The sequence below is a fragment of the Peteryoungia desertarenae genome (assembly GCF_005860795.2).
In the GTDB taxonomy this organism is placed as follows: Bacteria; Pseudomonadota; Alphaproteobacteria; order Rhizobiales; family Rhizobiaceae; genus Allorhizobium; species Allorhizobium desertarenae.
The window spans coordinates 2136030-2153362 of the sequence record NZ_CP058350.1; the positions used below are offsets into that span (position 1 = coordinate 2136030).

Here is a 17333-nt window from a genome sequence, read left to right on the forward strand (position 1 = left end):
TCAGTCCGCTGCGGTTGTTTGCGAGGCTACCAGCGCTTCCAGATCGAAGATCGGTCGCACCTCTATGCCGCCATAGCGCCCGACCGGCACGGCGCTTGCCAGCCGGATCGCATCATTGAGGTCACGGGCCTCGACAACGATAAAGCCACCCAGATGCTCGCGGGTTTCACAGAACGGGCCATCGGTGATCGAGATCTCGCCATTTCCATGTCGGATCGAAACGGCAGTTTCCGGCCCGAGCAAGGGCTCCGCCGCGATAAAGTGACCCTGGTCCTTCAGCAGAGTGTCGTAGGCGAGCGAATCTCGGTCCAGCTTGTCCTTTTCGTCCTGAGGTATGGAGGCGAAGACCCCGTCGGGCAGCCAGACTTGGAGGAGATACTTCATGAACAGGTTCCTTTGTCGGTTGATGACGGGCTGGTCGAATGGCGCAAACGCATTTCGACAACAAACGAAGCGACAGCAAAACTTTTTTTGAAGGGTCCGGTTTCTGTCAGTCGATTCCGGGGAGGGACATTCGACCAAAGTCATCGAAGGCAAATCGCAAGGGCGATGACGATGGACCCGCGTATGGCGTTCTGGATACAAATGACGAAGCTACCGCACTGGAAGAACGAGGACGAATACTACGCTGCCTTTAGCGGTTGGGATGCGGTCGGTGGGATCAGGGTTCTGGTCGCAATGGTGCTTCTGATTTCGATCGGCTGTTGGGGAGCTTTGGCGAGCCTCGCACGACCAGCGGATTGTTTGGCGGAAGGCCGACTTGGCCCAAAAGTCGCTGCGGAGGATGATGCCCACCGCGTGCTGGTGACGGAACTCAGCGATGGTCGCTGACTTTCGTCGGACACTTACGAGTGGGTAGAGAAGGAGGGCAAACAGACGTTCATCCTCAACACCCAGAACTGGGTCCACTGCAAGACCTGTGATATCAAGGACCCGAACCTGACCATCAACTGGGTGCCGCTCCAAGGTGTTCAGGGGTCGGTCTATCCGAACATGTGAGGGCAAGGTGGCAGGCGCAGGAGACAAGTCCTTTGCGGAAGTGACGGCCCTGAGCCGTGCCGAATGGTCCGAATGGTTGCGGGATCATCATGCAACCAGTGAAAGCGTCTGGCTGGTGTACCGCAAGCAGTCGAAAGGGGGCCAGCTGACGGTGGACGAGGCCGTGGAAGAGGCGCTTTGCTGGGGCTGGATCGACAGCCTGCCACGCAAACGCGACGATGACTTCACGATGCTGCTGTTTTCGCCGCGCCGGGCCAATTCAAACTGGTCGGCGGTCAACAAGGCGCGGGTGGAGCGTGCGATCAGCAGCGGGCGTATGCAGCCTCAGGGCCTTGCCGTGATCAATGAAGCCAAGGCCAATGGCCGCTGGCAGGCCCTCGACGATGTCGAGGCGCTGGTGATCCCGGCGGATCTCGGGGACGCGCTCGATGCCTTGCCGCCGGCACGGATCAATTTCGAAGCTTTTCCAAAGTCGGCACGCCGCGGAATTCTGGAATGGATCCTCAATGCTCGGACGGTAGAGACGCGGGCGAAACGCATTGCAGAAACCGCAAAGCTCGCCGCCGACAATATCCGCGCCAACCAATGGAAGGGCGGTCGTGGCTGAGGCATTGCTTTTTCGCATCGTCAAAGCGAAGCCTCACCACTTCGCCGCAATCCAGGAGGTCGAACTCGCCGCCTTCGAAACCTTGCGTGTCGCCGGTGCGGTCTCAGGTCAGCCGGAAGCGAGCACGGAGGAAGAACTTGAGCGCTATCTGGAGGACGACCTGCTGTTGATCGCACTCAGCGCAGATGACGCTGTGATCGGCTATGCGGGTGCCTATGGTGTGCCGGAGGAGGCTTGTCTTCATCTGGGCGAAATCGATGTGCATCCGGACCATCAAGGACAGGGTATCGGCCGGCGACTGGTGTCGGCACTCATGGATGAAGCGCGGGAGCGGGGCATGCTGCAGGCAAGCCTCACCACCGATCGTTTGGCTCCATTCAATGCAGGTTTCTATCAGGCCATGGGTTTTGTCATGCGCGATGGTGCCGACTGTCCACCGCGATTGGCAGGGCTCTTGCAAATGGAAAGCGCCAAGGGGCTCGACCCAAAGAGGCGCTGTGCCATGACCGCCAGCCTGTGAACTTTGGCGCCAAACGGCTGTCGCCAAAGTCTGGTCACGCAAATGTCATGACTTCGGCGCATCAGTGAATTGTAATTCGCTAATTTTTACTAGCCATTAACCATGAATTTCCTAGGCTTGCAGTCATCGAATCGCAGCCGAGGGCAACTCTTCCATGACACTTTCCCGCCGCAGTCTTCTGATCGGCCTACCGCTCATTCTGGCAGGATGCCAATCCATACCCAACCAGCAGGCCCTTTATGGCGACCTGCCGGATGAACCCTTCCCGTTGAAGAAGGTGCCGCTGGAAAAGATCAAGCCTGAACTGCGCCGTCAGGAAGTGGCTTACGAGACCAATCACAAGCCGGGAACCGTCGTGGTCGATACGCCCGCGCGTCGCCTCTACTACGTGATGGAGAATGGCCGCGCGATGCGCTACGGCGTCGGTGTCGGACGCGAAGGTCTGGCGCTGCGCGGCAATGCCTATATCGGACGCAAGGCCGAGTGGCCGTCCTGGACGCCGACGGCAAACATGATCCGCCGCGAACCCGAGCGGAACCTGAAATATGCCGGCGGTGTGCCGGGAGGACCGAACAATCCGCTCGGAGCCCGTGCTATCTACCTGTATCGCAATGGCAATGACACCATGTTCCGCATCCACGGCACCAACCAGCCGCAATCGATCGGCCAGGCCATGTCATCCGGTTGCGTTCGCATGATGAACCATGACGTCATCGATCTCTATGATCGCGTGAAGGTCGGCGGTCGGGTCGAGGTCATTCAGGCCTGATCGGTCAACGGCGCGATAACACGCCGGTCGACAAGAGAACGCCGATACCGGTGACGATTGCAGCAGCAATCGTCACCAGACCGAGCTCCTCCCCCAGAAAGAAACCGCCACCCAGGGCTGCGGCCACGGGTGTCACCGCTGTATAGGCCGCTGCCTGTGTGCCGCCAAGCGAGCGCACGGCTGCGCCATAAAGCACGGTTGCAAGAAAGCCCGACAACAGGCCCTGCGTCACCATCTGCAGACCGACTTCGCCGATCGGAGCCTCCAGGAGATTGATTCCCAGAAAGGGAATCAGCATCAGGTTGATCACCGTCGACCAGAAGCAGATCAGCGCGCCGCCTTCGAAGGCCGAAAGTCCGGATTGCTTGAAGGCATGGGTGTAGATCGCCCAAAGTGTCGCGCCGATGGGAAGCACGACATAGCTTTTCCAGGTCAGGTTCCCGTCACCGAGACTGCCGATCAGCAGCAGCAGTCCGCCACAGAAGATCGCGGCAATCCCGAGACGGCGCAAAAGATCCGGACGTTCGCCAAGGACGAGGATACCGATCAGCGCTGCGGCAAGTGGCATCGTGCCGGGCAGGAGCACGCCTGCCGCCGAGGCCGGGGTGCTCTGCATGCCGAAGCCAACGATCTGGAAGAACAAGGCGCCGGAGCCGAGGATCATCAGGATCAGCGGTCGTTTCGGCACATGCTTCGGCCAAACGCCGATTCGCAAAAGGATGGGTGAAAGAAGAAGGGTCGGAATGCCGTAGCGCAGCAGGCTGAGATCGAGCGGCGCCAGAACCGTGCCGACGCTGTGGCGTGTCGAGACAAGCCAAGAGGCCCAGATCAACACCACCGAAAGGGCGGAAAGGGCACCAAGCCCGGCGGAAAGGGATGGTGATGCATTGCTGCTGACAGTTGACATGCGGGCCTCCTGAAGAGCTGCATCCTAGTCGATAAGGCCGCGGCAAATCCTTGCCATTTCTGCCTCCAACTCGTAAGGATTGGCAAAATAATGCGCAATGACGTCTGAGGGAGGTGGTTTATGCCAAAACTGGATCATTTCGACCGGGCTATCCTCAACGCTTTGCAGGTCAATGCGCGGGCCACGAATGTGGAGATCGCCGAAACGGTCAATCTCTCCCAGTCTCCCTGCCTGCGCCGGATCAGAGCGCTTGAAGAGGAGGGTATCATCAAAGGCTACCGGGCAGATCTCGACCGGCAAGCGGTGGGCCTCGAAATGACGATTTTCGTGGCGTTCAAGGTCAGTCGCCACAGCTTTGACAATGCGCAGGAGTTTCAGCAGTCCCTGCTCAAAATCCCCGAGATCGTTTCCTGCTACATGATCTCCGGTGACTACGACTTTCTCGCGGAAATTGTCGTTGAGAATCTCGCTGCCTATGAGCGGCTTTTGACCGAACGACTGCTTGTTCTGCCGCAGGTCACGGACATCCGGTCGAATTTTGCCATCCGAAACATCAAGACCGGCGGCCCGCTGCAGCTACCCACTACCCGCCGCTAACTGTTGTCCGGAAGCCGATGCCGGTGTCAACACGCGCCATCACGTCGTCGCGAGAGCCGTGGCGCTTTCTTGATCTCGCCCCAATTCTCGCGCTGATGAAACTCTTCCTGGAGCCAGGCCGTCTCGTTTTTTGTTGACGCTGTGTCGACGACCGACAGCTCCAGAAAAGTGGCAGAGGGATCAGAGGCAGCCTATATCCTTTGCAACCCTTGCCGACGGGCGACTGTCGGGAACTGGAACTATGAAATAGAAGGATCGATCATGTCCCGTGAACACATCGCATCTCTTGCAAGCGCTTGCCCGATTGAAGCTACGTTGCAACTCCTTGATGGCCGATGGAAAGGACTGATCCTCCACAATCTGATGAAGGAAGGCACGCTTCGTTTCAATGAACTGGTGCGGCGCCTTCCCACAGTGACGCATCGGCAGCTGTCAAAGCAGTTGAAGGAACTGGAAGAGGCCGGTCTCGTCGCCCGAACCGTCTATCCGGTCGTGCCGCCGCGTGTTGAATATTCGCTGACCCCGCTCGGCGAAAGCATGGAGCCGGTGATCGCCGCCATTGGTCGCTGGGGTCAGGAGCATCTGGACTGCGGCGACATAGACCCGGTCGCTCCGGCGGACCTCTCCCTCGGTACCTCGGCCCGCCAACGGACGGCGGCCTGACGCTGAGAGCGATTTCCAGCTTCAATCCCGGGCTATCCGCTTCGAGGTCTTGAATTTCGCCCGATTCATCATGATGTGTGCCGCAGGCTGAAACTTTTCGCATTGCGGCACGTTCCGGGCTTGGCTCGGTGATGAGCCGCGAAAGGACCCGATGAAGATCAAGGCGATTCTCAATCGCGATGGCGGCACATTCAAGACGACCGACATGGCTGCCTATTGCGACCATGCCGTTCGCGTGTTCGCCAAGCGCGGGCATGAGCTGACTTGTTCCGTGGTCGACGGTCCGTCCATCATGGAAACGTTGGAGCGTGCCATGGACGAGCATCAGGCCGATGTGATCCTGGCTGGCGGCGGAGATGGCACGATCTCGGCGGCTGCCGGCATGAGCTGGAAGACCGGAACGCCGCTCGGCATCATTCCCGCCGGCACCATGAACCTCTTCGCAAGATCGCTGAAGCTGCCGCTCGACATCTGGGCTGTGCTTGACGTGCTGGCGGACGGGCAGGTTCGTCCCGTTGATATTGCCACCGCCAATGGTCGCCCCTTTGTTCACCAGTTTGCCGCCGGTCTTCATGCCCGGATGGTGCGGATGCGCAATGCTATGAATTTTGCCTCCCGCATTGGCAAGATCCGCGCAAGCACAAGCGCTGCCTTCGGCGTCATGCTCGATCCGCCGCGCTTTGATGTGATCTTCGACATGGACGGCGACGGGCGAAGCGATGAACGCCCCGTTTCGGCGATTTCCGTCTCCAACAATCCGATCGGCAACAATTCCCTCTTCTTCGCCGACAGGGTCGATACGGGGCACTTGGGCGTCTATCTTGCCGATCCACTGGAACCGACCGGCGTCGGCGCGCTCGCATTCGACATCATGCGCGGTCGTTTCAAGGAGAACGAGGCGGTGAAGGCGTCAACGGCCAAGATGGTGCGCCTGCATTTTCCCAACTACCGGAAAGGTGCTGCCTGTGTTCTCGATGGCGAATTGCTGCGCATGCCGCCCGACGTCGAGATCAAGATGCATGCCGGCGAATTGCAGGTCTTGGTGCCAACAGCATCCTGACACCGGAGACGGCCTCGAAGACCGCACGGCGATCAATGCAAGACAGCCTCAGATGCGCGGCAGATAGGTCTGGTAATCGAAGCTCGAGACGGTGCGAAGATAGGCCATGGCTTCCTTGCGCTTGGTGTCGCCATAGATCCGCTGATACTCCGCGCCGAAAACATCCTTGATGAAGGCGGAGGCGCGGAAGCGCTCGACGGCGGTCAGGAAGTCATAGGTCAGCATATTAGCGTTTTCGGGCGCACTATCAGGCGTGGTGACCGGACCCGGATCGAGGTCTTCTTCCAAGCCAAGCAGGATGCCGCCGAGGATGGCGGCGAGCAGCAGATGCGGATTGGCGTCCGCTCCGGCCACACGATGTTCGATGCGGGCGGCGGGGCCTTGGCTGTCGGGAATGCGGATCGCCGTGCCGCGATTGCCGAAACCCCAGTCGATCTTGTCGGGCGCAAAGGAGCCCGGCTGGAAGCGGCGATAGGAATTGGCAAAGGGCGCGAAGATCAGCTGCGCATCTTGCATCGATTTCAGCATGCCGGCCGTGATCGATTTCAGCTTCACCGGATCGCCGCCCTTGGCGTCGAGGATGTTCCGGCCTTGCCTGTCGATGATCGAGGCATGCACATGCAGGCCGGAGCCGGCGTGATCGCCATAGGGCTTGGCCATGCAGGTGGCTTTGAGCCCATGCCGGCGGGCGGCGAAATCGACGACGCGCTTCAGGTAGATGCAGTCATCGGCGGCGGCCATGGCATCCGGCTTGTGCAGGAGGTTGACCTCGAACTGGCCCGGGCCGAATTCGGCTGTCGTCGCATCGGCCGGCAGGCCCATGTGGTCGCAGTATTCGCGCACGGTCTCGAGGAAGTCTTCCATCGCAGCCGTCGCGCGCATGTCATAGAGCTGGTAGCCCTCGACCTCGCCGTTCATGACAAGCGCCTTCGGCGGCATCGGCGCTCCGGTTTCGCGGAAATCCGGCTCTATGACATAGAATTCGAGCTCGGTGGCCACGACGGGGGTCAGGCCCTTCTCCTCGAAACGCTTCATCACACTGGCGAGAATGGCGCGTGGGCAGACATAATGCGGGTCGCCAGTCAGCGTGTGCATGGTGGCGAGCACCTGCTTGGAACCGGCAGGCCCCCAGGGCAGGGTGGTCAGCGAATTCTTGCTGGGCACGCAGATGCCGTCGGGATCGCCGAGCGTCAGCGAGATCTTGGTGATGTCGTCATTGTCGTCGCCCCAGATGTCGAGCGATTGGGTCGAGGCCGGCAGGCGCACAGTGTTCTTCCAGACCTTGTCCTCGGCTTTGAGCGGGATCATCTTGCCCCTGAGGTCGCCATTCATGCCGACGAGCAGCAGTTCGATGCGCGCGGAAGGGTCGGCTGCGGTTTGATCGGCGGCCTCGGTCGGTGCTGTCATGGGAAAACTCTCGTTGGCTTTCTGGGCGGATTTGGCCGGAGGAACGCGGCAATCGGTGCCTTGCCAAACGCGTTTTGGAAGGTCATGTTCGTAGCCGATAATGTTCCGCCTTTCAATGCGGGGCAGGGTTGCCGCACGGGCCTTGTTTGGCCGTGAAAGCAAGAGCTTCCGCCCCGACCGAGGATCCGACCCATGAACAAGCCGCTTACCGCCGTCTCCAATCTCGGTGCCATCGACGCTGCCCACCATCTTCATCCCTTCTCGGACATGAAGAAGCTGAACGCCGCCGGCACCAAGATCATCACCCGTGCGGAGGGCGTGCACATCTGGGACGCGACCGGCAAGCAGTATCTCGACGCCTTTGCCGGCCTCTGGTGCGTCAATGTCGGTTATGGCCGCAAGTCGATTGCCGATGTCGTGCATGCCCAGATGCTGGAACTGCCCTATTACAACACCTTCTTCGGCACCACGACGCCGCCGACCACCCTGCTCGCCCAGAAGATCGCCGAAAAGACCGGCCCGAAGATCAACCGGGTCTTCTTCTCCAATTCCGGTTCGGAAGCCTCCGACACCTGGTTCCGCATGGCGCGCGTCTACTGGAAGGCGCTCGGCCACGAAACCAAGACGCAGGTGATCGCCCGCAAGAACGCCTACCACGGCTCGACGGTCGCTGGCGCCTCGCTCGGCGGCATGAAGTGGATGCATGAGCAGGGCAATCTGCCGATCGAAGGCATCCACCACATCAACCAGCCCTATTGGTATGCCGAGGGTGGCGATCTCTCGCCCGAGGATTTCGGCCTGAAGGTCGCCCGCGAGCTGGAAGAGAAGATCCTCGAACTCGGCGAAGAGAATGTCGCGGCCTTCGTCGCCGAGCCGATCCAGGGGGCCGGCGGGGTCATCGTGCCGCCCTCGACCTATTGGGCGGAAATCAAGCGCATCTGCGCGAAATACCAGATCCTGCTCGTGGCCGACGAAGTCATCTCCGGCTTCGGTCGCCTGGGTTCCTGGTTCGGCCACCAGCATTACGATTTCGAGCCGGACCTCGCGCCGATCGCCAAGGGCCTGTCATCCGGCTACCTGCCGATCGGCGGCGTGCTGGTCTCTGACCGCGTGGCCGAAGTCATGGTCAACGAACTCGGTGACTTCTACCACGGCTACACCTATTCCGGTCACCCGGTGGCCGCTGCCGCAGCCCTTGAGAATATCCGCATCATTGAGGAAGAAGGCCTGGTCGAGCGCGTCCGCGACGACACCGGGCCCTATCTCGCTCAGGCACTGGCCTCGCTCACCGACCACGAGCTCGTCGGCGAAGCCGTCAGCGTCGGCCTGATGGGCGCCGTCCAGATCGCCGCCGACAAGGCCACACGTCGTCGCTTCAAGAAGCCGGATGATACCGGAACTGCCGTGCGCAACCAGTGTGTCAATGCCGGCGTCGTGCTGCGCGCCACCGGCGACCGCATGCTGTTTTCCCCGCCGCTGATCATCTCGCGTGCTCAGATCGACCAGGCGGTCGATACGCTGCGCAATGGTCTGGACTGGCTGAAGGACAATCGCGGGGAGGGGTGAGGGGACGGGGACTGAGGACTGACATGACCACAAGATGAACCTGTGGTTCACGACCGGTTCAATCCCTCTGCCTCAGTATTGAGACATCATTACTGGAGGGGAAAGAACTATGAAACGCACATTGAAAGCATCGGCAGTCACTGCATTTGTCTTGGCAACAGCTTTGCCATTCGTCGCTGAAGCCAAGGATTGGATCGAATCCGTGAGCATCGCCAAGGACGGGATCGATGTTCAGACCGTTGATGTCACAGCAACGGGTGGAAAGTACACCGCCATCAAGACTTCGAATTACCGTTTCGGTCTTCGGTTGAATGCGCGGGCAACGTCCGGCGAACGAATCATCGCTGGTATCGTTGGCTCCTACAATGGCGTCCAGTATTTCGAGGGTTCACATCCAAACAAGTGGGACGTTAAGATGGCGGGGCGCAACTTCGGGGGGACCGATGCCCGCACTATTGGTCTCTCGATTGACCCTCAGTTGAAGCTGTCCAAACTCACTTGGCAAGGTAAAGACCCCATCAAGCTCTGCAACGAACTGATGGCCGCAAAGATCAAGAACGGTGTGTCCAAGGCTGAAGTCTTGTCCACCACCTGGACGACCAAGGCGAATGTCTTCTTCCAGCTGCAAGCTGTGGCGGTGAAGAAGAACAAGGCTCAGAGTGGCAAATGGGGCCTTAAGGACGCGACAACTGAGCGTGCCTCCCTTTCTTATCCGGTCTCGGTACGCTGTCTGGCCGGAAACTGATTGGAGTTGCCCTTCGAAGCTAAAGTGCCGTTCCCGGATATCTGGGAGCGGCCTTCACAGTGAGCTTTGAGGATGCCTTTTCTCACGGCATGAACTGCCCGCCATTCACGTCGATCGTCTGTCCCGTGATGTAACCGGACAGCATCGGCGAGGCGAGGAAGAGATAGGCGCCGACACAGTCTTGCGGTGTGCCGGTACGCTTCAAGGGCACGCTGCCGGCCACCTGGTCGAGCTGGCCGGGCAGGGCGTATTTGTCCTGGAAGGCGGTGGTGATGACGCCGGGCGCCACCGCATTGACGCGGATATTGTATTTGCCGAATTCCAGCGCCATGCCCTTGGTCACCGCGCCGACAAAGGCTTTCGACGAGCCGTAGACGCCTGAGCCTGCCGTGCCGCCCGTGCGTGCGGCGACCGAGGTCGTGTTGATGATGAAGCCGCCACCCTGCAGCTTCATATGCGCGACCGCCGCCTGGCTGGCTGAAAGCACCGAGCGCGCATTGACGTCCATCACCTTGTTGTAATGGGCATCGGTCATCTCTTCATAGAGAACGCGCGCGATCATGCTGCCGGCATTGTTGATGACGCCGTCGAGCCGACCGAAGGTCTTGGCGACATGCGCCACGGCCTCCGCCATGGCCGCAGATGAGGCCGCATCGCCCTTCACCAGCACGACACTGCCGCCAGCGGCCTCGATATCCCCAGCGATCGCATGCGCGGCCTCGGAATTCGAATTGTAATGCAGGCCGACCAGGGCGCCCTGGGCGGCAAAGGCCCGGGCCAGCGCCTCGCCGATGCCACTCGACGCGCCGGTGATCAGAACGGCCTTTCCGGCGAGATCGGGAATGAACAAGCTGTTCGTCATGCCTATGCCTCCTCGTTTGAGGAGGCACTATAGACGCCGAACAACAAGGGATTTCAAGTGATTGTTCGCCAAATCTCAAATGCCGTAGCGGAAAGAACCAACGGCTCTCAAGCGTCCTTCCAGTCGAAGGGCAGCGGCGCTTCGCGGAAGGCAAAGCGATCGAGGTGATTGGCCACCACGCCCTTCATGCGATCCAGAACATCCGCCTGCTCTGCCTCGATGACAACCGTGATTCCGGTCTCGTCGGAGGTCATTGTCGCCACGGCTTCCGGGAAAGTGACGACGCCCTTGTTCTCTGACAGGTCAACCTGCAGCTTGTGCGACCAGTGCTTGCAGAGCTGTTGCACGTATTTCCAGCCGTTTTCGGTTGGGATCGTGGCGGTGGCAATCGTCATTTCAAAATCCTCTGATCGACAAGATTTACGGGTGAAACGTCGCCCGATTGAACAGGACTATGATTCTCCAGAAAAATGTCCGCCAGTTCCATGATCGCGATAGAGCGTTCATGGCCTGTGCATCCCTGTCGCGATCAAAGGGGGGCGCCTGAGCGCCCTACTGGAACGCCGTCTCGTAGAAGCTTCTCAGTTTTCTGGAATGCAGCTTTTCCGGCGGCATGGCGCCGAGCTTTTCCATGGCACGAATGCCGATCTGCAGATGCTGGCTGACCTGGGTCTTGTAGAAGGCCGTCGCCATGCCCGGTAGCTTCAACTCGCCATGCAGCGGCTTGTCGGAAACGCAGAGCAGGGTGCCATAGGGCACGCGGAAGCGGAAGCCGTTGGCCGCAATGGTGGCCGATTCCATGTCGAGCGCAATGGCACGCGACTGCGACAACCGCTTGACCGGTCCCCGCTGGTCGCGCAGTTCCCAGTTCCGATTGTCAATGGTGGCCACCGTGCCGGTGCGCATGATCCGCTTCAGCTCGAAACCTTCATAGCCGGTGATTTCCTCGACGGCATCCTCCAGCGCGAGTTGAACCTCGGCCAGCGCCGGGATTGGCACCCAGACCGGCAAGTCGTCGTCCAGAACATGGTCCTCGCGCACATAGGCATGGGCAAGCACATAATCGCCAAGCCGCTGGCTGTTGCGCAAGCCCGCGCAATGGCCAAGCATCAACCAGGCATGCGGCCGCAGAACCGCAATATGGTCGGTGATCGTCTTGGCGTTCGAGGGGCCGACGCCGATATTGACCATGGTAATGCCGGCATGGCCTTTCTTCTTCAGGTGATAGGCGGGCATTTGCGGCAGGCGCCCAAGCGCGACACCTTCAGTCGGTTCGCCATGACCGGCTGGGGTGACGATATTGCCGGGTTCAACGAAGGACGTGTATCCGCCGCCGCCATCAGCCATCAGCTTGCGGGCATAGGCGCAGAATTCGTCGATATAGAACTGGTAGTTCGTGAACAGAACGAAATTCTGGAAATGGCTGGCGCTGGTTGCCGTGTAGTGGGAAAGCCGCGCCAGCGAATAGTCGATGCGCTGCGCGGTGAAGGGTGCCAGCGGATGCGGCTCTCCCGGCTGCGGCTCATATTCGCCATTGGCGATCTCGTCATCGGTGACCGAAAGATCCGGCGTATCGAAGATGTCACGCAGCTGCATGTCCGCGAGCCCGCCTGCAGAGGCTTCAACATGGGCGCCTTCGCCAAAGGCGAAATGCAGCGGAATGGGCGTTGTCGATTCCGAAACCACCACCGGCACCTGATGATTGCGCATCAGGAGTGCCAGCTGTTCCTTCAGGTAATGGCGAAACAGGGCAGGGCGCGTAACGGTCGTCGTGTAGAGGCCGGGCGAGGTGACGTGGCCATAGGACAGACGGCTGTCGATATGGCCAAAGCTGGTCGTCTCGATTCCGACCTGCGGGTAATAGGCGCGGTAACGTCCCTCAATCGCCGCGCCATGGGCAAGGGACTGGAAGGCGTTGTTGAGAAAACCGGTATTGCGCTCGTAAAGCGCGGTCAGCGCGTCGACGGCGGCTGCCGCATCGCTGAAGGCCTGAGGCTGATACGGCTCCGGGCTGATGAAACTGAGGGGTGACGGATTGAGGATTCGTGTGTTCATGAGGCATTATAGGAGACCAAGCTTGACAAGCAAACGACGTCTTCACACGGTTGAACACAAATTTTGATCAGCACAATCGGATCCGTCGACTGCTTGCTCTTTGCGCGACACCGATCAGCTCATGGAATTGCGCTGCAGCGATACGAAGAGCACGAGACCCGCACCGCGCTTTTCGATGCCGAGTGAATCCGTCTTGCTCATGCCGACGGCAACAAGAGGGCCGAGCATCAGGCCGGCGATGACGGTCAGTTTCGCGAAGCTTGCAAGAATTGCGGTCATGATTCTGGTCCTCAACGGCTTGTCATGCAGGCTGCGAAAAGTGGCCCGGTACAATCGACGGCGAGCCCGGCCTGAAGGCGAGGGCGTCTGTTGTCGCCATGGGTCACCAGCTGGGCAAAGAGCAGGGCAAAGACCGTCATGATCAACGTGATGATCATCATGCGTCTGGCGACCTTGTAAGCCATGTTCCTGTCCCCCTTCAGCCTTGTTGTTGCCTTTATGAGGGAAGGCGACTGAACCAATCCTGAGACGCCGGTTCATCTGGGCTTCATATGGGTTAACGGTATGGAAGGCGGCCTGTACTTTCTGTTCCACAGCGCTCTGTTAGGGTGCGCCTTGAATGTTGGTGCAGGTGACGAATGCGGGGACGACGGCATGGATGATTACGACTGGAACGGGACTTCGTCTGCCGCAGGAACTGTTGCCGCCTCTCTGGCCGGGGCGAATGCACGATCGGATGTGAACGCATTTATTCGCGTCAACGCGGATGCGGTGGCTGACGCAGAGATCCTTGATCAAAGGAAAGAGCAAGGCGAGGAATTGCCGCTCCATGGCTGGACCGTGGCGGTCAAGGACAATATCGACACGAAAGGTCTGCCAACGACAGGCGGGGCCTTGGCCTTGTCAGGCTATGTGCCGGATCACGATGCCGAATGTGTCGCACGCCTGAAGCGGGCCGGGGCAATCATCATCGGGAAGACCAATCTCGATGAACTTGCAGGCTCCGGGCGGACCCTGAGTTCGCTGGGTGGGCAGACGCTTCATCCGCTTGATCCGGAGCGTTTCCCGGCGGGCTCTTCCGGCGGCTCGTCAGTTGCTGTTGCAGTCGGCGCGTGTCGGGTGGCGCTTGGAACAGAGACGGTCAATTCGATCCGCAATCCTGCAAATGTCTGCGGCGTCTTTGGGCTCAGGCCGACACTCGGTCTCGTTCCCACTTCGGGCGTGATTCCCGTTTCGCCGACCATGGATGTCGTCGGCCCTCTGGCCGCGACGCTGCCGGATCTGGCGCGCGTCACCGAGGTGCTGGTGGGTTGCCATGCCGATAGCGGGACGATCAATGGCGATCTGCCATGGTCGAAAGATGCTCTGTCATCAGCGATAGGGCAGCCTGTTGCCGGTTTCAGGATTGCAGTGGCCAAGGGGCTCTTCGGCAGCGAGCCCGAACATGAAGGTGTCAATCAGGCGATTGCTGCGGCACTCGGGCATTTGCTGGACCAGGGCATCGAAATCGTTGAACCGGACGATCCGCGCTTTGACAGCAAGCGGCTCTATGACGATCTCGCTCTGCATCCTTTTGAACTGCACCAGGCATTCGATGATTGGCTGGAACGGCTGGGGGATAGAAAGCCTATCAAGAGCTTCGAGGCCTATGTCGCAGACGGCCGCTGGCCGAAAAAGACCATGTCGGCGCTCCTCGAGACGGCGCTGGCGACGCCTGATCCGATGCAGGCACCCGCCTATCTGAAGATGCGGCAGAACCGGGAGGCGTTGCACGGGGCTGTCACTGGCATGTTCCAGGACCATCGGCTTGATGCCCTGATCTATCCCATGCAGCACCGCGCTGCACTCCGCCATGACGATGTCTCAAGACCGGAGCGCAACGGCATACTGGCATCCGCTCTCGGCTGGCCAGCCCTCAACGTGCCGATCGGCAAGGCAGCGGGTCTGCCTGTGGGGATGGACATAATGGCGATGCCGTTCAGGGAGCCGCTGCTTTTCACACTCGGCCATGCTGCGGCTGCCCGGGCACGGACATAGCTCAAAGAAATGGGCGCCTGCGATGCAGACGCCCGGTCATGAGATGCTGTTTTGGATGATCAGAGACGGGTCCAGGTCTGGGTTCTGCACAGAACCGCCATGACGCAGCCCTTCATCTTCAGCGAATTGCCTTCGACCGAACCCGACCCGGCATAGGTCTTGTCGGTTTCGGGATCGGTGATCTCGCCCTTGTAGCTGGTGCCGGAGCCGGCCATCTTGCCGATCTGCTTGCCACTGTGCTTGCCGCTCTTGAGGGTCACGCAATAGCCACCGCTACAAGGCGCGATCTGCGCGGTCGCTCCGCTCGCCGTCTTCCAGTTGCCGACAATGGGTTCAGCAGCCTGTGCGGTGACGGCTGACAGTGCCAGGGCGGCTGCAATGATAATCGTACGCATGTCTCGTATCTCCTCCCGAGATGATCACCCATGATTCCGCTCCGGCTTGATCCTCCAGCATCTGCCGACAGCGTTCAGTCTGCATCTTACGCACACGTAAAGGTAAAAGCAATCCGCCCTTTCCGGTGAGACCTGGGGATAATTGGCGACCGACTTTTCCCCTATTCGCATTTTGCGAGTGTTTTTCGTGGTGAACAATCGGTTGATTTTCATTCGTAAAAACTTCGTAAAATTACGGCCAAAATCCTTAATTCTCAGGGCCTGCGATGTTTAACAAAAAACCAAGTTTACCAAGCGTTTGTACTTTGTTTTCAGCAAATTAATCATGCATTTTAGGCGTTTTTTGAAAGCCCTTTGTCATAGTGAACCCATCAAACGAGCAGGGGCAAACCCGCCGAACCGGAAGGGTCAAATGAGAGCCGCGAATAGACGGCAGGGATCTGGAAGGTGCTCCGCAAGGAGCGAAGACAGGGACTGAATTTGAACCGATAGGCAAGACAGGGACAAAACCAAATGGCACGCTTTGAAATGCACAATTCCGAAATGGCCACACTCGGTGGCGAAGCCCGCGCAGATGTCTTTCGCGACATGGGCCTGATGTATGCAACCGGTCGCGGTTGCCCCGTCGATCTCGTCTCGGCGCACAAATGGCTCAACATCGCCGCGATCAAGGGCTGCGACCGCGCAGCGGAACTGCGCGCCGATCTCGCACAATCCATGAGCAAGGTCGAACTCGCCGAGGCGCTGCGCGCCGCCCGCGAATGGATGACCATGCACTGACCTGAATACCTGTCCGGACGCGACAGGGGCATAAAAACGATAACCCGAAAGGGGAACGTGGCGGGGGACCTTTGGACGGGGCCAATGCCAACACATCCGAACCGCGACCGGCAGGGACAAGGCCGGCGCGGTTCTTTTTATGTTTCAAGGCTCAATTTATCCGACCGCTTTCAGGACCTTTGGCAATGCCTGCTCCAGAAGGTCGAGATCGGCAGGCACACCGGCGGAAATCCGGATGCAACGATTGAGGGGTGCGACGCCCGGCATGCGGATGAAAACGCCATGCTCCATCAAGCCATCGACGATCGCCCGGGCGTAAACACCGTCCCGTCCCGTGTCGACGGCCACGAAATTGGTGGCTGATGGCAGGGGGTGAAGCCCGTTCGCCCGCGCAATGGCAGAAATGCGCATGCGCGCATCGGCAATTTCGGCAATGACCTTGGACAGGTAGGCCTGATCCTTCAGCGCCGCGAGCGCGGCTTCGGTCGATAGCCTCGGCATGCCGAAATGATTGCGGATCTTGTCGAAGGCGGACACCGTCCCAGGCGTCCCGATACCGTAGCCGACACGCGCACCGGCCAGCCCGTAGGCCTTGGAAAATGTTCGCGTCCGGATCACGTTCGGCATGTCGATGAAGGCTGTGATCGCCGGGATGGAGCCCTCGGGGGCTGTTTCGCTATAGGCTTCATCGAGGATGAGAAGCGTCGTTTCCGGCAGGCTTTTTGCAAAGCTGACGATGGAAGGAGCATCCCACCAGCTTCCCATGGGATTGTCGGGATTGGCCAGATAGACCAGCGGGGCATCCTCGCGACGCACGGCATCAAGCAGTCCCTGCAAATCCTCGCGATCTTCGCGATAAGCGGTCGTTACCAGACGCCCGCCGAAACCGGCCACATGAAAATTGAAGGTCGGATAGCCACCCAGCGAGGTGACAACCGGCATCCCCGGCTCGATGACGAGCCGGACGATCAGACCGAGCAGGTCGTCAATGCCTTCGCTGATGACGAAGTTCGAGGCTGTGAGACCAAGATGCGCGCCAAGCGCCGTTTTCAGCGCATGGTTTTCCGGGTCATTATACCTCCAGATTTCTTTGGCTTTCCGAGAGATTGTTTCAAGAACGGAAGGGGCTGGGCCAAAACCGCTCTCATTGGCACCGATCCGCGCCCGGACGTCGCGTCCCATGCGACGTTCGATGGCTTCCGGCCCGACAAAGGGCACGGTGGCAGGCAATTGATTGGCGAGAGGCGTAAAGCGAGAAAATCCAGACATGCGGGCATCAACCTGTCGAGCGAGAAAGCCGCCACACAATAGAAAGATGCCGAAACCGCGCAAGAGCGGAAAAGCCTTATCCTTGCGCCTTTGAA

At 59.6% G+C, this 17333-nt stretch carries 21 protein-coding genes and 1 pseudogene; 12 read left to right on the forward strand and 10 right to left on the reverse strand.

Features of this window, described 5'->3' with window-relative positions:
• Positions 1 to 384, reverse strand: a complete 384-nt coding sequence (locus tag FE840_RS10340; RefSeq protein ID WP_138288174.1) for a YciI family protein — start codon at positions 382 to 384, stop codon at positions 1 to 3.
• A gap of 201 nt (positions 385 to 585) precedes the next feature.
• On the opposite strand from FE840_RS10340, the gene FE840_RS10345 reads away from it, so the two are divergent.
• The 5 genes and pseudogenes from FE840_RS10345 to FE840_RS10365 all read left to right on the forward strand — a co-directional run bounded on the left by FE840_RS10345 (position 586) and on the right by FE840_RS10365 (position 2895).
• Complete coding sequence (locus FE840_RS10345; protein WP_138288173.1) at positions 586 to 831, forward strand: hypothetical protein; 246 nt, start codon at positions 586 to 588, stop codon at positions 829 to 831.
• 15 nt (positions 832 to 846) lie between these two features.
• Positions 847 to 999, forward strand: a pseudogene (locus FE840_RS10350) (4Fe-4S dicluster domain-containing protein); the annotation flags it as partial.
• A gap of 7 nt (positions 1000 to 1006) precedes the next feature.
• Complete coding sequence (locus FE840_RS10355) at positions 1007 to 1606, forward strand: YdeI/OmpD-associated family protein (RefSeq protein WP_138288172.1); 600 nt, start codon at positions 1007 to 1009, stop codon at positions 1604 to 1606.
• Positions 1599 to 2126 carry a GNAT family N-acetyltransferase gene (locus FE840_RS10360; RefSeq protein ID WP_246318750.1) on the forward strand — a complete coding sequence of 176 codons (528 nt, stop codon included), beginning with the start codon at positions 1599 to 1601 and terminating at the stop codon, positions 2124 to 2126. The genes FE840_RS10355 and FE840_RS10360 overlap by 8 nt, the downstream gene beginning before the upstream one ends.
• Before the next feature lie 154 nt (positions 2127 to 2280).
• Positions 2281 to 2895 (forward strand): L,D-transpeptidase, encoded by a 615-nt coding sequence (locus FE840_RS10365; RefSeq protein WP_138288171.1) that lies wholly within the window; start codon positions 2281 to 2283, stop codon positions 2893 to 2895.
• A 4-nt stretch (positions 2896 to 2899) separates the two neighbouring features.
• On the opposite strand, the gene FE840_RS10370 is transcribed toward FE840_RS10365, so the two are convergent.
• Positions 2900 to 3802 (reverse strand): DMT family transporter, encoded by a 903-nt coding sequence (locus FE840_RS10370; RefSeq protein WP_138288170.1) that lies wholly within the window; start codon positions 3800 to 3802, stop codon positions 2900 to 2902.
• Between the two features lie 120 nt (positions 3803 to 3922).
• Here FE840_RS10370 and FE840_RS10375 point away from each other — a divergent pair, with 120 nt between their 5' ends.
• The 3 genes from FE840_RS10375 to FE840_RS10385 all read left to right on the forward strand — a co-directional run bounded on the left by FE840_RS10375 (position 3923) and on the right by FE840_RS10385 (position 6122).
• Positions 3923 to 4399 (forward strand): Lrp/AsnC family transcriptional regulator, encoded by a 477-nt coding sequence (locus FE840_RS10375; protein ID WP_138288169.1) that lies wholly within the window; start codon positions 3923 to 3925, stop codon positions 4397 to 4399.
• 261 nt (positions 4400 to 4660) lie between these two features.
• Positions 4661 to 5062 carry a winged helix-turn-helix transcriptional regulator gene (locus FE840_RS10380; protein WP_138288168.1) on the forward strand — a complete coding sequence of 134 codons (402 nt, stop codon included), beginning with the start codon at positions 4661 to 4663 and terminating at the stop codon, positions 5060 to 5062.
• Positions 5063 to 5213: 151 nt separating this feature from the next.
• Positions 5214 to 6122, forward strand: a complete 909-nt coding sequence (locus FE840_RS10385; protein ID WP_138288167.1) for a diacylglycerol/lipid kinase family protein — start codon at positions 5214 to 5216, stop codon at positions 6120 to 6122.
• A 48-nt stretch (positions 6123 to 6170) separates the two neighbouring features.
• Here FE840_RS10385 and FE840_RS10390 read toward each other — a convergent pair whose 3' ends face one another.
• Positions 6171 to 7529, reverse strand: a complete 1359-nt coding sequence (locus FE840_RS10390; RefSeq protein WP_138288166.1) for a glutamine synthetase family protein — start codon at positions 7527 to 7529, stop codon at positions 6171 to 6173.
• A gap of 192 nt (positions 7530 to 7721) precedes the next feature.
• Between FE840_RS10390 and FE840_RS10395 the strand changes: the two genes are divergently transcribed.
• Positions 7722 to 9095, forward strand: a complete 1374-nt coding sequence (locus tag FE840_RS10395) for an aspartate aminotransferase family protein (RefSeq protein ID WP_138288165.1) — start codon at positions 7722 to 7724, stop codon at positions 9093 to 9095.
• Between the two features lie 109 nt (positions 9096 to 9204).
• A complete protein-coding gene (locus FE840_RS10400; RefSeq protein ID WP_138288164.1) occupies positions 9205 to 9840 on the forward strand; it encodes a hypothetical protein in 636 nt (211 codons plus the stop codon).
• 82 nt (positions 9841 to 9922) lie between these two features.
• Here the strand turns inward: FE840_RS10400 and FE840_RS10405 are convergent, their stop codons facing one another.
• The 5 genes from FE840_RS10405 to FE840_RS10425 all read right to left on the reverse strand — a co-directional run bounded on the left by FE840_RS10405 (position 9923) and on the right by FE840_RS10425 (position 13221).
• Positions 9923 to 10702, reverse strand: coding sequence for an SDR family NAD(P)-dependent oxidoreductase (locus FE840_RS10405; protein WP_138288163.1), 780 nt, complete (start codon positions 10700 to 10702; stop codon positions 9923 to 9925).
• 107 nt (positions 10703 to 10809) lie between these two features.
• Positions 10810 to 11097, reverse strand: coding sequence for a DUF2218 domain-containing protein (locus FE840_RS10410; protein ID WP_138288162.1), 288 nt, complete (start codon positions 11095 to 11097; stop codon positions 10810 to 10812).
• 157 nt (positions 11098 to 11254) lie between these two features.
• Entirely contained in the window at positions 11255 to 12757 is a 1503-nt protein-coding gene (locus FE840_RS10415; RefSeq protein ID WP_138288161.1) for an AMP nucleosidase, read from the reverse strand.
• A 114-nt stretch (positions 12758 to 12871) separates the two neighbouring features.
• On the reverse strand, positions 12872 to 13036 hold the full coding sequence (locus FE840_RS10420) for a hypothetical protein (RefSeq protein ID WP_171033742.1): 165 nt from the start codon (positions 13034 to 13036) through the stop codon (positions 12872 to 12874).
• A gap of 11 nt (positions 13037 to 13047) precedes the next feature.
• Positions 13048 to 13221: a hypothetical protein gene (locus FE840_RS10425; RefSeq protein ID WP_171033741.1), complete on the reverse strand. Its 174-nt coding sequence runs from the start codon at positions 13219 to 13221 to the stop codon at positions 13048 to 13050.
• Between the two features lie 190 nt (positions 13222 to 13411).
• Between FE840_RS10425 and FE840_RS10430 the strand changes: the two genes are divergently transcribed.
• Complete coding sequence (locus tag FE840_RS10430; RefSeq protein WP_171033740.1) at positions 13412 to 14794, forward strand: amidase; 1383 nt, start codon at positions 13412 to 13414, stop codon at positions 14792 to 14794.
• A gap of 59 nt (positions 14795 to 14853) precedes the next feature.
• On the opposite strand, the gene FE840_RS10435 is transcribed toward FE840_RS10430, so the two are convergent.
• Positions 14854 to 15189 carry a DUF2147 domain-containing protein gene (locus FE840_RS10435; protein WP_138288157.1) on the reverse strand — a complete coding sequence of 112 codons (336 nt, stop codon included), beginning with the start codon at positions 15187 to 15189 and terminating at the stop codon, positions 14854 to 14856.
• A gap of 513 nt (positions 15190 to 15702) precedes the next feature.
• Here FE840_RS10435 and FE840_RS10440 point away from each other — a divergent pair.
• Positions 15703 to 15969, forward strand: a complete 267-nt coding sequence (locus tag FE840_RS10440; protein ID WP_138288155.1) for an SEL1-like repeat protein — start codon at positions 15703 to 15705, stop codon at positions 15967 to 15969.
• A gap of 156 nt (positions 15970 to 16125) precedes the next feature.
• Here the strand turns inward: FE840_RS10440 and FE840_RS10445 are convergent, their stop codons facing one another.
• Positions 16126 to 17238 (reverse strand): pyridoxal phosphate-dependent aminotransferase, encoded by a 1113-nt coding sequence (locus FE840_RS10445; RefSeq protein WP_138288153.1) that lies wholly within the window; start codon positions 17236 to 17238, stop codon positions 16126 to 16128.
• Positions 17239 to 17333: the final 95 nt, after the last annotated feature.

Bases quoted from the DNA above. Each gene is read 5' to 3' on its own strand.
- FE840_RS10370 (WP_138288170.1), bottom strand. From the start codon at position 3,802: ATGTCAACTGTCAGCAGCAATGCATCACCATCCCTTTCCGCCGGGCTT.
- FE840_RS10390 (WP_138288166.1), bottom strand. From the start codon at position 7,529: ATGACAGCACCGACCGAGGCCGCCGATCAAACCGCAGCCGACCCTTCC.
- FE840_RS10400 (WP_138288164.1), top strand. From the start codon at position 9,205: ATGAAACGCACATTGAAAGCATCGGCAGTCACTGCATTTGTCTTGGCA.
- FE840_RS10380 (WP_138288168.1), top strand. From the start codon at position 4,661: ATGTCCCGTGAACACATCGCATCTCTTGCAAGCGCTTGCCCGATTGAA.
- FE840_RS10435 (WP_138288157.1), bottom strand. From the start codon at position 15,189: ATGCGTACGATTATCATTGCAGCCGCCCTGGCACTGTCAGCCGTCACC.
- FE840_RS10345 (WP_138288173.1), top strand. From the start codon at position 586: ATGACGAAGCTACCGCACTGGAAGAACGAGGACGAATACTACGCTGCC.
- FE840_RS10430 (WP_171033740.1), top strand. From the start codon at position 13,412: ATGGATGATTACGACTGGAACGGGACTTCGTCTGCCGCAGGAACTGTT.
- FE840_RS10420 (WP_171033742.1), bottom strand. From the start codon at position 13,036: ATGACCGCAATTCTTGCAAGCTTCGCGAAACTGACCGTCATCGCCGGC.
- FE840_RS10410 (WP_138288162.1), bottom strand. From the start codon at position 11,097: ATGACGATTGCCACCGCCACGATCCCAACCGAAAACGGCTGGAAATAC.
- FE840_RS10425 (WP_171033741.1), bottom strand. From the start codon at position 13,221: ATGGCTTACAAGGTCGCCAGACGCATGATGATCATCACGTTGATCATG.
- FE840_RS10415 (WP_138288161.1), bottom strand. From the start codon at position 12,757: ATGAACACACGAATCCTCAATCCGTCACCCCTCAGTTTCATCAGCCCG.
- FE840_RS10340 (WP_138288174.1), bottom strand. From the start codon at position 384: ATGAAGTATCTCCTCCAAGTCTGGCTGCCCGACGGGGTCTTCGCCTCC.
- FE840_RS10365 (WP_138288171.1), top strand. From the start codon at position 2,281: ATGACACTTTCCCGCCGCAGTCTTCTGATCGGCCTACCGCTCATTCTG.
- FE840_RS10405 (WP_138288163.1), bottom strand. From the start codon at position 10,702: ATGACGAACAGCTTGTTCATTCCCGATCTCGCCGGAAAGGCCGTTCTG.
- FE840_RS10440 (WP_138288155.1), top strand. From the start codon at position 15,703: ATGGCACGCTTTGAAATGCACAATTCCGAAATGGCCACACTCGGTGGC.
- FE840_RS10445 (WP_138288153.1), bottom strand. From the start codon at position 17,238: ATGTCTGGATTTTCTCGCTTTACGCCTCTCGCCAATCAATTGCCTGCC.
- FE840_RS10385 (WP_138288167.1), top strand. From the start codon at position 5,214: ATGAAGATCAAGGCGATTCTCAATCGCGATGGCGGCACATTCAAGACG.
- FE840_RS10395 (WP_138288165.1), top strand. From the start codon at position 7,722: ATGAACAAGCCGCTTACCGCCGTCTCCAATCTCGGTGCCATCGACGCT.
- FE840_RS10375 (WP_138288169.1), top strand. From the start codon at position 3,923: ATGCCAAAACTGGATCATTTCGACCGGGCTATCCTCAACGCTTTGCAG.